Annotated in this window: 13 protein-coding genes; all 13 read left to right on the top strand. The window is 73.1% G+C overall.

The window, feature by feature from the left end; all coding sequences use genetic code 11:
- The 13 genes from thrC to atpA all read left to right on the top strand — a co-directional run bounded on the left by thrC (position 1) and on the right by atpA (position 13,618).
- On the top strand, positions 1-1,113 hold the full coding sequence (gene thrC / locus KZX60_RS01035; protein WP_248115172.1) for a threonine synthase: 1,113 nt from the start codon (positions 1-3) through the stop codon (positions 1,111-1,113).
- Between the two features lie 4 nt (positions 1,114-1,117).
- The gene (gene thrB / locus KZX60_RS01030; protein WP_248115171.1) at positions 1,118-2,071 is read left to right on the top strand and encodes a homoserine kinase; all 954 of its coding nucleotides are present in this window, start codon (positions 1,118-1,120) and stop codon (positions 2,069-2,071) included.
- 318 nt (positions 2,072-2,389) lie between these two features.
- Positions 2,390-4,495: a transcription termination factor Rho gene (gene rho, locus KZX60_RS01025; RefSeq protein WP_248115170.1), complete on the top strand. Its 2,106-nt coding sequence runs from the start codon at positions 2,390-2,392 to the stop codon at positions 4,493-4,495.
- A 131-nt stretch (positions 4,496-4,626) separates the two neighbouring features.
- Positions 4,627-5,718, top strand: coding sequence for a peptide chain release factor 1 (gene prfA, locus KZX60_RS01020; RefSeq protein WP_248115169.1), 1,092 nt, complete (start codon positions 4,627-4,629; stop codon positions 5,716-5,718).
- A complete protein-coding gene (locus tag KZX60_RS01015) occupies positions 5,715-6,677 on the top strand; it encodes a HemK/PrmC family methyltransferase (protein ID WP_248115168.1) in 963 nt (320 codons plus the stop codon). The genes prfA and KZX60_RS01015 overlap by 4 nt, the downstream gene beginning before the upstream one ends.
- Positions 6,665-7,465 (top strand): L-threonylcarbamoyladenylate synthase, encoded by an 801-nt coding sequence (locus tag KZX60_RS01010; protein WP_248115167.1) that lies wholly within the window; start codon positions 6,665-6,667, stop codon positions 7,463-7,465. Before KZX60_RS01015 ends, KZX60_RS01010 begins: the two co-directional genes overlap by 13 nt.
- Before the next feature lie 9 nt (positions 7,466-7,474).
- Entirely contained in the window at positions 7,475-8,605 is a 1,131-nt protein-coding gene (locus tag KZX60_RS01005; protein WP_248115166.1) for an MraY family glycosyltransferase, read from the top strand.
- Entirely contained in the window at positions 8,602-9,033 is a 432-nt protein-coding gene (locus KZX60_RS01000; RefSeq protein WP_248115165.1) for a hypothetical protein, read from the top strand. The genes KZX60_RS01005 and KZX60_RS01000 overlap by 4 nt, the downstream gene beginning before the upstream one ends.
- 254 nt (positions 9,034-9,287) lie before the next feature.
- Entirely contained in the window at positions 9,288-10,088 is an 801-nt protein-coding gene (gene atpB, locus KZX60_RS00995; RefSeq protein WP_248115164.1) for a F0F1 ATP synthase subunit A, read from the top strand.
- Between the two features lie 146 nt (positions 10,089-10,234).
- Positions 10,235-10,444 carry an ATP synthase F0 subunit C gene (gene atpE, locus KZX60_RS00990; protein WP_248115163.1) on the top strand — a complete coding sequence of 70 codons (210 nt, stop codon included), beginning with the start codon at positions 10,235-10,237 and terminating at the stop codon, positions 10,442-10,444.
- An 88-nt stretch (positions 10,445-10,532) separates the two neighbouring features.
- Positions 10,533-11,087 (top strand): F0F1 ATP synthase subunit B, encoded by a 555-nt coding sequence (locus KZX60_RS00985; RefSeq protein WP_248115162.1) that lies wholly within the window; start codon positions 10,533-10,535, stop codon positions 11,085-11,087.
- Positions 11,084-11,899: a F0F1 ATP synthase subunit delta gene (locus KZX60_RS00980; RefSeq protein ID WP_248137989.1), complete on the top strand. Its 816-nt coding sequence runs from the start codon at positions 11,084-11,086 to the stop codon at positions 11,897-11,899. The genes KZX60_RS00985 and KZX60_RS00980 overlap by 4 nt, the downstream gene beginning before the upstream one ends.
- A gap of 90 nt (positions 11,900-11,989) precedes the next feature.
- The gene (gene atpA, locus KZX60_RS00975) at positions 11,990-13,618 is read left to right on the top strand and encodes a F0F1 ATP synthase subunit alpha (protein WP_248115319.1); all 1,629 of its coding nucleotides are present in this window, start codon (positions 11,990-11,992) and stop codon (positions 13,616-13,618) included.
- The last annotated feature ends 76 nt before the right edge of the window (positions 13,619-13,694 follow it).

The following is a 13,694-nucleotide window of genomic DNA, read 5'->3' as shown; positions in this document are numbered from 1 at the left end:
ATGGCCCACCAGTGGCGCGGAGTCATCCGCGAGTACGCCGACCGCCTGCCCGTCACCGAGGACACCCGCGTCATCACGCTGGGGGAGGGCGGCACCCCGCTCATCCGCGCGCCGCACCTCTCCGCGCTCGTGGAGGGCGAGGTGTACGTCAAGTTCGAGGGCATGAACCCCACCGGGTCGTTCAAGGACCGCGGCATGACCATGGCCATCACCGCCGCCGTGGAGAACGGTGCGAAGGCGGTGGTGTGCGCGTCCACCGGCAACACCTCCGCCTCGGCCGCGGCCTACGCGGCCCAGGCCGGCATCACGTGCGCGGTCCTCGTGCCCGAGGGCCGGATCTCGATGGGCAAGATGTCCCAGGCCGTCGCGCACGGCGCCGAGCTCCTCCAGGTGCAGGGCAACTTCGACGACTGCCTCGACGTGGCCCGCAAACTGTCCGAGAACTACCCCGTGTTCCTCGTGAACTCGGTGAACCCGGCGCGCATCGAGGGCCAGAAGACCGGCGCCTTCGAGGTCGTGGACTTCCTGGGCGACGCCCCGGACTACCATCTGCTGCCCGTCGGCAACGCCGGCAACATCACGGCGTACTGGAAGGGCTACCAGGAGTACGCCCGCCCCTACGTGAACCCGCACCCGGGCACCTCGGACGAGGAGCTGCCGGCCGTGGCCACGAAGACCCCGGTGATGTGGGGCTTCCAGGCCGCCGGCGCGGCCCCGATCGTGCTCGGCCACCCCGTCACCGATCCGGACACGATCGCCACCGCCATCCGCATCGGCAACCCGGCCTCGTGGGACATGGCCACGGCGGCGCGTGACGCCTCCGGCGGCCTGATCGACTCGGTCACGGACGAGGAGATCCTCGCGGCGCACCGCTGGCTGTCCTCGAAGGAGGGCGTCTTCGTGGAGCCGGCCTCCGCCGCGGGCGTCGCGGGCCTGCTCAAGCACCACGCCGCCGGGGACGTCCCCGCGGGCAAGACCTGGGTCATCACCGTGACGGGCCACGGCCTGAAGGACCCGCAGTGGGCCCTCAGGACGGCGGAGGGCGACGACATCACGCCCCGCTCGGTGCCGTTCGACGTCGTGACCGTGGCCGACGCCCTCGGGCTCGCCTGAGCGCATGGCTGCGCTGCGTGAGCTCCCCGTCGGCGCCGAGTCCGTCGTCGCGGTCCCGGCGACGTCGGCCAACATCGGCCCCGGCTTCGACTCCCTGGGCCTGGCCGTCGAGCTGAGGGACGAGGTCCGGCTGAGCGTCGTGGACGGCCCGGACCGGGCATCCGTGACGGGGGAGGGGGCGGGCACGCTCCCGACCGACGGGAGCCACCTGATCCTTCGCCTGGCCCACGAGCACCTCGGGCTCCGCGGCTTCCGGGCGCCGGGGCTGCGCCTGAGCGCCGTCAACCGGATCCCGCATGCGCGGGGGCTCGGGTCCTCGGCGGCGGCCGTGGTGGCGGCGTGCGCGGCGGCCGAGGCGCTGCTGCCGGAGGAGGAGCGGCTGCCCACCGCGGCGCTGCTGGACGCCACGGCCCGGCGAGAGGGACACCCGGACAACGTGGCGCCCGCCCTCGCGGGCGGCGCCTCCGTCTCATGGACGCGGGACGAGGGCGACGGCTTCGAGACGGCGCCCCTGACCCTGCACCCGGACCTCACTCCGGTCATCGCGATCCCGGACGTGCAGCTCTCCACGCACGCCGCGCGCGCCGCGCTCCCCGCGACCGTGCCGCACGCGGTGGCGGCGGCGCAGGCGGGCCGTGCGGCGCTGCTCGTCCACGCGCTCGCCGCCGCGCCCGAACTGATCCTGCCGGCGACGCGGGACTGGCTGCACCAGGACGCCCGCGCCGCGGCGATGCCGGACAGCGCGGCCCTCGTGGCCGGGCTGCGCGCCCGCGGCCACGCCGCGGTCGTCTCGGGGGCCGGTCCCACCGTGCTCGTCCTCGCCCACGGCGCTGGCGCCGGGGAGGAGGCGGCCGCCGCGGCCCGTGCGCTGACGGCGGAGACGGGCCGTGCGTGGCGCGTGCTGGTGCCGGGCGTGGCCACCGAGGGTGCTAGGGTGGAAGCACTCCACCGCGGCTGACCTGGCCGGCCCACGGCCTCGTCGCCGGTGCGGGATCCTCGTGAGGATCGCGCGCCAGCCCGCCGCCGGCTGAGTGGACGCGGCACCCCGCTTCCGTGGAATCCACGGAGCGCGTCGCCACCCCGCCTCCCGGCCCGGTCGAGTTCCGGCTCCTCCGCTCCGCCACGCAGTGACTGCGCGCGAGCCGGGGAGGGGCCACCCCAGGGAAGACCATCAGACCCGGTTCTCAGGGCACCACTGCGTGCCCGGCCGGACGCACACTGCAGCCTCACCGCGCACCGCGCCTCCGAAGCTGCTGTCGAGGGAGAAGGAACCTTCGTGACCGAATCCACGGAACAGTCCACGCCGACCACCGGCGGAGGCCTTGCCTCGCTGAAGCTCGCGCAGCTGCAGGCCCTGGCCTCGCAGCTCGGGATCACGGGCGGCTCGCGCATGCGCAAGTCGGACCTCGTGACCGCGATCTCCGACCATCAGCGCGGCGGCTCCGTCGCCGACCGCGATGCCGCGGCCCGCGCGGAGAAGCCGGTCGAGAAGCCCGCTGACACGCCGGCCGCCGCTCCCGCCGCCTCCGGCGACGCCGAGCAGGCCCCCGCCGAGCGTCCGGCCCGCCGCCGCTCCCGCCGCGCGGAGTCCTCGGGCTCCGTCGAGACGGCCCCCGTCGCCGAGCGCGCCGAGCAGGATGCCGTGGAGACCGCCCGTGGCGGCGACTCCCGCGGCGAGGACACCCGTGCCGACGACACCCGCGGCGATGACTCCCGCCAGGAGCGTCGGGGCCGTGGCCGCCGTCGCGCCGGGGACGAGGACGCCCGCGGCCGCTCCGAGGACGCCGACGCCGCCTCCGGCGAGGACCGCGCCGCCGAGCGCGGCGAGCAGGACTCCTCGGCCTCCGGCGAGGACGACCGCGGCGGGCGTGAGGGCACCCGCGAGGACTCCGGCCGCGGACGTGGCCGAGGCCGGGATCGTGGCGGGGACCGCGAGCGCAACGACCGCGATCGTGACCGCGGCGGGGACCGCGAGCGCAACGACCGCGATCGTGACCGTGGCGGGGACCGCGATCGTGACCGCAGCAACGACCGGGAGCGCAACGACCGTGGCGACGACGGCGGCCGCGACCGCTCCGAGGGCGGCTCCGGCCGTTCCCGCCGCGAGGACCGCAATGACGAGGGCGGGCGCCGCAATCGTCGCAATCGCAACGAGCGCGGCCGTGCCCGCCGGGGCCGCAACAACCCCGAGGTGGACGAGGTCGAGCTGACCGAGGACGACGTCCTGCAGCCCGTGGCCGGCATCCTCGACGTGCTGGACAACTACGCGTTCGTGCGCACCTCGGGCTACCTGCCCGGCAACAACGACGTCTACGTCTCGCTGGCCATGGTCAAGCGCTACGGCCTGCGCAAGGGTGACGCCGTCGTCGGTGCGATCCGCGCCCCCCGCGAGGGCGAGAAGCCCTCGCAGAGCGTGAGCGGCAACCGCCAGAAGTTCCATGCGCTGGCCAAGATCACCACGGTGAACGGCGCGCCCGCCACGGAGAACCCGGACCGCGTGGAGTTCGCCAAGCTCGTGCCGCTCTACCCGCAGGAGCGCCTGCGCCTGGAGACGGACCACAAGCTCGTGGGCCCGCGCGTGATCGACCTGGTCAGCCCCATCGGCAAGGGCCAGCGCGGCCTCATCGTCTCCCCGCCCAAGGCGGGCAAGACCATGGTGCTGCAGTCGATCGCCAACGCGATCACCACGAACAACCCCGAGGTGCACCTCATGATGGTGCTCGTCGACGAGCGTCCCGAGGAGGTCACCGACATGCAGCGCTCGGTGGCCGGCGAGGTCATCGCCTCCACCTTCGACCGCCCGGCCGACGACCACACCACCGTGGCCGAGCTCGCCATCGAGCGCGCGAAGCGCCTCGTGGAGATGGGCCGCGACGTCGTCGTGCTCCTCGACTCCATGACCCGCCTGGGCCGCGCATACAACCTGGCGGCACCGGCCTCGGGCCGCATCCTCTCCGGCGGCGTGGACTCCTCCGCGCTGTACCCGCCGAAGAAGTTCTTCGGCGCCGCCCGCAACATCGAGAACGGCGGCTCGCTGACCATCCTGGCCACCGCGCTCGTCGAGACCGGCTCGCGCATGGACGAGGTGATCTTCGAGGAGTTCAAGGGCACCGGCAACATGGAGCTGCGCCTGTCCCGCCAGCTCGCCGAGCGCCGCATCTTCCCGGCCGTGGACGTCAACGCGTCCGGCACGCGCCGCGAGGAGGCCCTGCTCTCCGCCGAGGAGATCAAGATCATGTGGAAGCTGCGTCGTGTGCTCTCGGGCCTCGAGCAGCAGCAGGCCCTCGAGCTGCTGACCAACAAGATCAAGGACACCGCGTCCAACGCGGAGTTCCTCATGATGGTCTCCAAGAACACGCCCGGCGCCAAGGGCGACGACTGATCCCGGCGTGACCGCCTCGGCCCCGTCCCGCGACCTGACCGGCGCGGGGCGGGGCCGTCGTGGTGGGGCGCCGCGCCGGCCCCGAGGGACGACGGCGCCCCATCCTTCCGACGACGAGAGGCCTGACCGACGTGTTCGACTCCGTTCAGACGCTGCTGGACGAACACCGCGAGCTGACCCGCCGGCTCTCGGATCCCGCCGTGCACGCGGACGCGGCGCTCGCCCGACGCCTGGGCCGGCGCTTCGCCGAGCTCGGCGCGGTCGCCGCCGCGCACGAGGTGTGGACGGCCGCGGCGGCGGACCTCGCCGACGCGCGGGAGCTCGCGGGGGAGGGCGGCGACGACGCCGCGGCGTTCGCCGAGGAGCTCCCCGGCCTCGAGGCCGCCGAGGCGGAGGCCGCCGAGCGGCTGCGCCGACTGCTCATCCCGCGCGACCCGGACGACGCCCGCGACGTGATCCTGGAGATCAAGGGCGGCGAGGGCGGCGAGGAGGCAGCCCTCTTCGCCGGCGACCTGCTGCGCATGTACCTGCGCTACGCGGAGTCCCGCGGCTGGAAGGCCGAGGTCCTCTCCGCCACCCACTCGGACCTCGGCGGCTACAAGGACGTCCACGTGGCGATCCGCGGCAGTGCCACGGACCCGGCCGAGGGCGTCTACGCCCGGCTGAAGTTCGAGGGCGGCGTGCACCGGGTCCAGCGCGTGCCCGTCACCGAGTCGCAGGGGCGCATCCACACCTCCGCCGCCGGTGTCCTCGTGCTGCCCGAGGTGGACGCCCCGGATGAGGTCCAGATCGACCCGAACGACGTCAAGACGGACGTGTTCCGCTCCTCGGGCCCCGGCGGTCAGTCCGTGAACACCACGGACTCGGCGGTCCGGCTCACCCACGTGCCCACGGGCATCGTCGTCTCGATGCAGAACGAGAAGTCGCAGATCCAGAACCGCGAGGCGGCGCTGCGCGTGCTGCGCTCCCGGCTCCTCGAACGGCAGCGCGCGGAGCAGCAGGCCGAGGACTCCGCCGCGCGCGCCGCCCAGGTGCGCACGATGGACCGCTCAGAGCGGATCCGCACCTACAACGTCCCGGAGAACCGGATCGCCGACCACCGCACGGGGTACAAGGCGCACAACCTCGACGCCGTCCTCGACGGCCAGCTCGAGGCCGTCGTCGCCTCCTGCATCGCCCTCGACGAGGAGCGCCGTCTCGCCGCCCTGGGGGAGGGGGCGTGAGCACCGCGCCGCGCGACACGGGGGCGCTCCCCGAGTGGTCCGAGCTGCTGCGGGTCGCCGTCGCCCGCCTGGCCGAGGCCGGCGTCGAGGCCCCGCGCGCCGACGCCGAGGCCCTCCTGGCCCCGGTGATGGAGGCCGACCGCGGCGTGGCCCTCGCCCGCGTCTTCGCCGGCGCGCGCCCGAGCGAGGACCAGGCCCGGCGCTTCGAGCTCGCCGTGGCCCGGCGCGTGCGGCGCGACCCGCTCCAGCACATCACCGGCGTGGCGCACTTCCACGGGGTGGACCTCGCGGTGGGTCCCGGCGTCTTCGTGCCCCGGCCGGAGACGGAGCTCCTCGCCGCCGAGGGCGTCCGCGCGCTCACGGCCCTCGACCGCCCGGCCCGCGCGGTGGACCTGTGCACGGGCTCGGGTGCCCTCGCCGCCGCGCTCGCCGCGTGGGCCCGCGCGCACGGGCGGGACGTGGCGGTCACCGCCGTCGAGCTGGACGACGCCGCCCACGCGTGGGCGCGGCGCAACCTCGAGCCGTGGGGCGTGGACCTGCGCCACGAGGACGCGCTGCTGGCGGGGGAGGACCTGGCCGGCGTCGTGGACGTGGTCCTGTCCAACCCTCCCTACGTCCCGGAGGCGGAGCTCGCCGTGCAGCCCGAGGCGCTGGCGGACCCGCCCCGCGCGCTGTACGGGGGAGACGACCGTGGGCTGCGCCTCCCGCTGGGGATCGCCGGACGCGCGGCCGTCCTGCTGCGCCCGGGCGGCGTCTTCGCGATGGAGCACCACGAGACCCAGGGGGCCGCGCTGACGGCGGCCCTCCTCGACTCCGGGGCGTTCTCCGACGTGCGGGTCCACCAGGACCTGACCGGCCGCGACCGCTGGATCGGCGCCGTGCGCACGGACCGTCCCGCGGCGGGCGGGGCGAGCCGGGGCCCGTCCCGCGGGACAGTAGTGGAAGAATGGGCGCCGTGAGTGAGTTCTTCGACGTCTCCGACCCCGCCGCGCTGGAACAGGGCATCGCCCGGGCCCGCGAGGTCCTCGCCGACCGCGCGTGTGTGGTCCTGCCCACGGACACCGTGTACGGGATCGGCGCGGATGCCTTCTCCCCCCTGGCCGTGGCCGTGCTGCTCGCCGCCAAGGGCCGGGGGCGCACCATGCCGCCGCCCGTGCTCATCGCGGACGCCAAGGTGATGGCGGGGCTGGCCTACGACGTCCCCGCGGAGGCCGAGGAGCTCGCCGATCGCTTCTGGCCCGGCGCCCTCACCCTGATCCTGAAGTCCCAGCCCACCCTGACGTGGGACCTGGGGGAGACACGCGGCACCGTGGCACTGCGCGTGCCGGACGACGCCGTCACCCGCGAGCTGCTCTACGCCGTGGGGCCCATGGCGGTCTCGAGCGCCAACCGCACCGGCCTGCCCGCGGCCACCACGGCGGTGGCCGCGCAGGAGATGCTCGGGGAGTCCGTCGCGCTGTACCTGGACGCGGGGGACCGCGCCGAGCAGGCGCCGTCCACGATCGTGGACTGCACCGTGACCCCGTTCCGCGTGGCCCGGCAGGGCGCCGTCCCGCTCGAGGAGCTGCGCGAGATCGTGCCGGACCTGCTGGCGGAGGGCGAGGAGCCGCCCGTCCCGGAGGCCATGCTGACGCCGCAGGGCACCGGCGGCGCCGACGGCCCTGCGACGACCGCCGCAGAGGTCGAATCGGCCGAGCCCGCGCCGACCGCCGCCGAGCCCGGGGCGTCCGACACCCGCGAGGCCTGAGCCCCGCCCATGCGCGCCTACCTCCTCGTGGTGGTGGTCACCGCCGTCGCGTGCGCAGCACTGACGCCGCTCGTGCGCCGCGTGGGCACCGCGGCGCACGTGTACACGCCCGCCCGCCAGCGGGACATGCACCGTGCCCCCGTGCCCAAGCTGGGCGGCGTGGCGATGGCGGCCGCGGTGCTGATCGGCCTCGCGACGGCCGGCACCGTCCCCTTCTTCCACGGCATCTTCACCGACGATGCCGCCGTGCGCGGACTGCTCGTCGCGGTGGGGATCGTGATCCTCGTGGGCATGGCCGACGACCTGTGGGACCTGCGCTGGTGGATCAAGCTGCTCGGCCAGTGCGCCGCGGCCCTCGCCGTGGCGTTCGGAGGGATCCGGATCGAGGCCATGCCGGTGGGATGGATCCCCGTGGGCAGTCCGACGGTCCAGGTCGGGCTCACGGTGTTCGCCATCGTGCTCACCATGAACGCCATCAACTTCGTGGACGGGCTGGACGGGCTGGCCGCCGGGATGGCCCTCATCGGCGGGTCGGCGTTCTTCGTCTACTCCTACCTGCTCACGCGCACGATCGACCAGTTCGACTACTCGAACCTCGCCACGCTGCTGATGGCCCTGTTGATCGGCACGTGCATCGGCTTCCTGCCGTCCAACCACCATCCGGCCCGCATCTTCATGGGCGAGGTGGGCGTGCTGCTGCTCGGCCTGCTCATGGCCTCGGCCGCCGTCGCCGTGACCGCGGACCTCGACTCCCTGGCCGGGCTCCGCTTCCGCAACGTGCCGGCCTACATGCCCATCCTCCTGCCGCTCGCCGTGCTGGCCCTGCCGCTGGCCGACCTCGTGCTCGCCGTGCTGCGCCGCACGGCCCGCGGCACGAGCCCCTTCTCCGCGGACCGCGGCCACCTGCACCACAAGCTGGTGGACGGGGGGTACACGCACGCGCAGGCGGTCTGGCTGCTGTGGCTGTGGGCCTTCCTCGTGGCCTGGGGCGTGGTGTCCCTCAACTTCGTGGACGACGCGATCGTCCTCCCCGTGCTCGCCCTCGCGCTCGCCGCAGCCGGGTGGCTCACGCTGCGGCCCCTCGCGCGCCGTCGTCGTGACGCCCGCCCCGCGGCCCGCCCCGACCAGGAGGTCCGATGACCGCCCGCACCGCCCGACCACGCCGCCGCTGGGAGAACCGCGCGGGGTGGTGGGGGATCCTCTGGTGGAGCGTGGGCGGCGCCGGCGCCGCCCTCGCGCTGACCGCGCTCGCGTTCCTGACCCTCTCCGGGCCCGGCGGCGTGCCCTCTGTCCTCACCGGCGGGGGGATCGTGCTGGCGCTCTCCGCGGTCACCGGCGCGACGACGGCGCTCGCGTGGGACCACGCCCGCGAGGCCGTGCTCCCGGTGAGCATCGGGATGTTCGTGGTGAAGATCGCCGTGTTCGGCATCCTGGTCGGGATGGCGCCGCGGCCGGGGTGGCTCGAGGCGACGCCGGCCGCCGTCGCCGCCCTCGTGGTGATCGTGGCGTGGCAGGCCGCCGAGGTGCTCGTCTTCGCCCGCACGCGCCGCTCCATCTACGCGGACTGAGCCGCGGCGCCTCCGGCCGTCCGCCCCCCGCGGAGGGCGCGATCGTCGGTGCATGACGCCTGGCCAGCGGGCCGCGTGTGCGGTACGGAACAAGGGCCGCCGTTTGGTATCGTTGCCAGCGAACACTTCGACGGCATGTTCGTGCCGCCTCTCGCCTCCGGCACCGCCTCTCAGCCCCGCATCGACGCGGGTCTCGAGCGCGGCACGGGGCGATGCCGCCGTCCAGTCGACGCATCACTTCGGAGAGGAACCGCGTGCTACCCCTCGTGCTGGCCACCAAGGAATTCGTGCCCCCGTCCATCAGTGACGGCCACCTCCCGGAGATCTTCCCGTGGATGGGTCACTACGGCACGGGCTTCGGCAAGCAGATGCTGCTCGTCCTCCTGAGCGTCGTCCTCATCACGGGCTTCTTCGCGTGGGCGATGCGCCGCCCGAAGCTGGTGCCGGGCAAGGCCCAGTGGCTCGCCGAGTCGGGCTACTCCTTCGTGCGCAACTCCATCGCCAAGGACATCCTGGGGGAGAAGCACTTCAAGCAGTGGGTGCCCCTGCTGTTCGCCCTCTTCTTCTTCGTGCTGGTGAACAACCTGTTCGGCGCCATCCCGGGGCTGCAGCTGCCCTCCTTCTCCCACGCCGGCGCCGCCTACGGCCTCGCGCTCATCGTCTATGTGATCTGGATCGGCGTCGGCCTGCGCCACCACGGCCCGCGCTACCTCAAGCTCGCCGTGGTCCCCAGCGGCGTGCCGGGCTGGATCCTCCCGCTGCTCGTGCCGCTCGAGTTCATCTCCAACTTCCTCGTGCGTCCGCTGACCCACTCCCTGCGTCTGATGGCCACGATGCTCGCCGGCCACATGATCGTCATGCTCGCCGGCGCGGGCGCCGCCTTCCTGATCACGCAGACTCACAACCTCGCGCTGCAGGGGACCGGCATCCTCGTGATCCTCGGCTCCGTGGCCCTCTACTTCCTGGAGCTGCTCATCATGTACCTCCAGGCGTTCGTGTTCACGCTCCTCACCGCCATCTACGTGCAGGGCGCGATCGACGCGAACGACCACTGACCAGCCGGGCGGCGACCTCATCCGAGATCGTCGCCACGGTCCGGCGGTTCGCCGCCACCCGACCACTCGGAGCGCCCCACGGGCGCCGCCCGGGCGGACTTACCTCCACAACCCTGCCGGCTCCCCGGCACCGTGAAAGGAACACCATGGAAATCTCGGGCTCCCTCAACCTCATCGGCTACGGCCTGGCCGCCATCGGCTCCGCCATCGGCGTGGGCCTCATCTTCTCCGCCTACATCAACGGCGTCGCCCGTCAGCCCGAGGCCCAGCGCATCCTGCAGCCGATCGCGCTGCTCGGCTTCGCCCTCGCCGAGGCCCTCGCCATCCTGGGCCTGGTCTTCGCGTTCGTCCTCTGATCCCCTGCACCGCACGGGGCGGGACGCCGTGTCCACGTCGTCCGCACCTCACGCCCTGTAGGACACACGACCGAAGGATGGTTGAAACATGATCAGCAATGGACTGATCCTCGCGGCGGCCGAGGGGGCCAACCCCCTGATCCCCAATCCGTGGGAGATCCTCGTCGTCGCGGTGGGCTTCGCCCTGCTCATGTTCATCGTCATCAAGTTCATCGTCCCGACCCTCGAGAAGTCCTACACGGACCGCGTCGAGGCGATCGAGGGCGGTCTCGCCAAGGCCGAGAAGGCCCAGGCTGAGGCGAACGCGATGATGGCGGACTACGAGTCCCAGCTGGCGGACGCCCGCACCGAGGCGAACCGCATCCGCGAGGAGGCTCGCACCGAGGCCACCCAGATCGTGGCCGAGGCCCGCGAGCGTGCCGTCGCCGAGGCGAACCGCGTCTCCGAGCAGGCCCAGGCCCACATCGCCGCGGAGCGCGCCCAGGCCGCGACGCAGCTCAAGGGCGAGGTCGGCACGCTGGCCACGACGCTCGCGAGCAAGATCGTGGGCGAGTCCCTGAACGACGATGCGCGCGCACAGCGCGTGGTCGACCGCTTCCTGGCTGATCTCGATCGGCACCAGAGCGCGGGTGTGGCCGAATGATGACGGGTGCATCGAGGGACTCCCTGACCGCCTCTCTGCAGGCTGTCGGTCCGGTGCTGGACGAGGGCGGCGTCGCCCTGGCACGCGAGCTGTTCAGCGCGCTGGACGTCGTGGACGAGCAGGGGGCGCTGCGGCGTGCCCTGACCGACCCCGCCTGGAGCACCGAGCGCCGTCACGGCCTCGTGGACTCCCTGTTCGGCACCCGGGCGACCCCCGGTGCTCTGCAGGTCCTCAAGGACCTGGCCGGCCGCCGCTGGTCGGCGGAACGTGACTTCGGCGATGCGCTGGAGACGGTGGCCGCGCATGCCGCGGCCGCCGAGTCCGCGCGTGGCGGCCATGACGGCCTGTCCGCCCTCTCGGGCGAGCTGCTGGCCTTCAACCGCCTCACCGAGGAGTCGCACGAGGTGCAGCGCGCACTGACCGACCGGCAGGCCCCCGTCGAGGCGCGGGCCGCGCTGGCCCGTCGCCTGCTGGGCAGCACCGCCAGCCCGGCCGGGCAGCTGCTCGTCGAGCGCGCCGTCACGGTTCCCCGTGGCGTCAAGCCCTCCGTGGCCGTCCGCGCGCACGCGGACGTCGTCGCCGAGCGTCAGCGCCAGTGGATCGCCGAGGTGACGGTCGCCCGTCCCCTGGGGCAGGTCCAGCAGGAGCGGCTCGCAGACGGGCTGCGCCGGACCTTCGGCCGCGACCTCGTCGTAGACGTCACGGTCGACCCCGCCGTGGTGGGGGGCATCCGGGTCCAGGTGGGCGACGACGTGATCGACGCCTCCGTGGCCAGCCGTCTCAACGACCTCCAGCGCCGGATGGCCGGCTGACCCCTCGGTCGGCCCCGGACGCACCGCAGAACACACCACCGCATCATCGTCACGTCGATGATCACCAAGCACAGAGAGCAGGGACTGCAGATGGCCGAATTGACCATCAATGCCGACGACGTCCGCAATGCCTTGAACGATTTCGCGGCATCCTACGAACCGTCCGGCACCGAGCGCACCGAGGTCGGCCGCGTCATCTCCGCGGCGGACGGCATCGCGCGTGTGGAGGGCCTCCCCTCCGTCATGGCGAACGAGCTGCTGCGCTTCGAGAACGGGATCCTGGGCCTGGCCCAGAATCTGGACAGCCGCGAGATCGGCGTCGTCGTCCTCGGAGAGTTCCAGCACATCCGCGAGGGCATGGAGGTCCAGCGCACCGGGGAGATCCTCTCCGTGCCGGTGGGCGACGCCTTCCTCGGTCGCGTGGTGGATCCGCTGGGCGAGCCCATGGACGACCTGGGCCCGATCGAGTCCGAGGGCCGCCGTGCCCTCGAGCTGCAGGCCCCCACGGTGACCCAGCGCAAGTCGGTGCACGAGCCGCTCCAGACCGGCATCAAGGCGATCGACGCCATGATCCCGATCGGCCGCGGCCAGCGTCAGCTGCTCATCGGCGACCGCCAGACCGGCAAGACCGCCATCGCCGTGGACGCCATCCTGAACCAGCGCGCCAACTGGGCCACCGGAGATCCTCAGAAGCAGGTCCGCTGCGTCTACGTGGCCGTCGGCCAGAAGGCGTCGACCATCGCCGGCGTCCGCGCCACCCTCGAGGAGGCCGGCGCCCTGGAGTACACCACCATCGTGGCCTCCCCGGCGTCCGACCCGGCCGGCTTCAAGTACCTCGCCCCCTACGCCGGCTCGGCCATCGGCCAGCACTGGATGTACGGCGGCAAGCACGTGCTGATCATCTTCGACGACCTCTCCAAGCAGGCCGAGGCCTACCGCGCCGTGTCCCTGCTGCTGCGTCGTCCGCCGGGACGCGAGGCCTACCCCGGCGACGTGTTCTACCTCCACTCCCGCCTACTCGAGCGCTGCGCCAAGCTCTCGGACGAGCTGGGTGCGGGCTCCATGACCGGCCTGCCGATCATTGAGACCAAGGCGAACGACGTCTCGGCGTACATCCCGACCAACGTCATCTCCATCACCGACGGACAGATCTTCCTGCAGTCGGATCTCTTCAACGCCAACCAGCGTCCCGCCGTGGATGTGGGCATCTCGGTGTCCCGCGTCGGCGGCGCCGCGCAGGTCAAGGCCATGAAGAAGGTCTCCGGCACGCTGAAGCTGGACCTGGCGCAGTACCGCGACCAGCAGGCGTTCTCCATGTTCGCCTCGGACCTGGATCCGGCCACGCGCCGCCAGCTCGCCCGCGGCGAGCGCCTCATGGAGCTCCTGAAGCAGCCCCAGTACTCGCCGTACCCGGTCGAGGAGCAGGTCGTGTCCATCTGGGCCGGCTCCAAGGGCCACCTGGACGAGGTGCCGGTGGAGGACGTGCTCCGCTTCGAGCGGGAGTTCCTCGATCACCTGCGCCGCCGCGACACCGTGCTCGGCGACATCGCCGCCACGGGCAAGCTCGAAGACGCGACCCTCTCCTCCCTCGAGGCGGAGATCGCGGACTTCAAGAAGGGCTTCCAGGTCTCGGGCCACGGCGTCGCCGACAACGAGAAGCACGCCGCGATCGGCCAGGACCAGGTCGCGCAGGAGCAGATCACCAAGCAGAAGCGCTGACCGATGGTCGGTGAGGTCAGCGGTCCGGCGTCGGGCCCCCCACGGGGACGACGCCGGGCCGCCCTCCCGCCAGGGA

This window comes from Micrococcus sp. EYE_212, assembly GCF_023147585.1.
In the GTDB taxonomy this organism is placed as follows: domain Bacteria; phylum Actinomycetota; class Actinomycetes; order Actinomycetales; family Micrococcaceae; genus Micrococcus.
This window is presented reverse-complemented; position numbering and strand designations above follow the sequence as displayed.

Excerpts from the sequence above, each read along its gene's own strand:
- thrC (WP_248115172.1), top strand. The coding sequence starts at position 1 with ATGGCCCACCAGTGGCGCGGAGTCATCCGCGAGTACGCCGACCGCCTG.
- KZX60_RS00985 (WP_248115162.1), top strand. The coding sequence starts at position 10,533 with ATGATCAGCAATGGACTGATCCTCGCGGCGGCCGAGGGGGCCAACCCC.
- atpE (WP_248115163.1), top strand. The coding sequence starts at position 10,235 with ATGGAAATCTCGGGCTCCCTCAACCTCATCGGCTACGGCCTGGCCGCC.
- KZX60_RS01010 (WP_248115167.1), top strand. The coding sequence starts at position 6,665 with ATGGGCGCCGTGAGTGAGTTCTTCGACGTCTCCGACCCCGCCGCGCTG.
- atpA (WP_248115319.1), top strand. The coding sequence starts at position 11,990 with ATGGCCGAATTGACCATCAATGCCGACGACGTCCGCAATGCCTTGAAC.
- thrB (WP_248115171.1), top strand. The coding sequence starts at position 1,118 with ATGGCTGCGCTGCGTGAGCTCCCCGTCGGCGCCGAGTCCGTCGTCGCG.
- KZX60_RS01000 (WP_248115165.1), top strand. The coding sequence starts at position 8,602 with ATGACCGCCCGCACCGCCCGACCACGCCGCCGCTGGGAGAACCGCGCG.
- KZX60_RS01005 (WP_248115166.1), top strand. The coding sequence starts at position 7,475 with ATGCGCGCCTACCTCCTCGTGGTGGTGGTCACCGCCGTCGCGTGCGCA.
- KZX60_RS00980 (WP_248137989.1), top strand. The coding sequence starts at position 11,084 with ATGATGACGGGTGCATCGAGGGACTCCCTGACCGCCTCTCTGCAGGCT.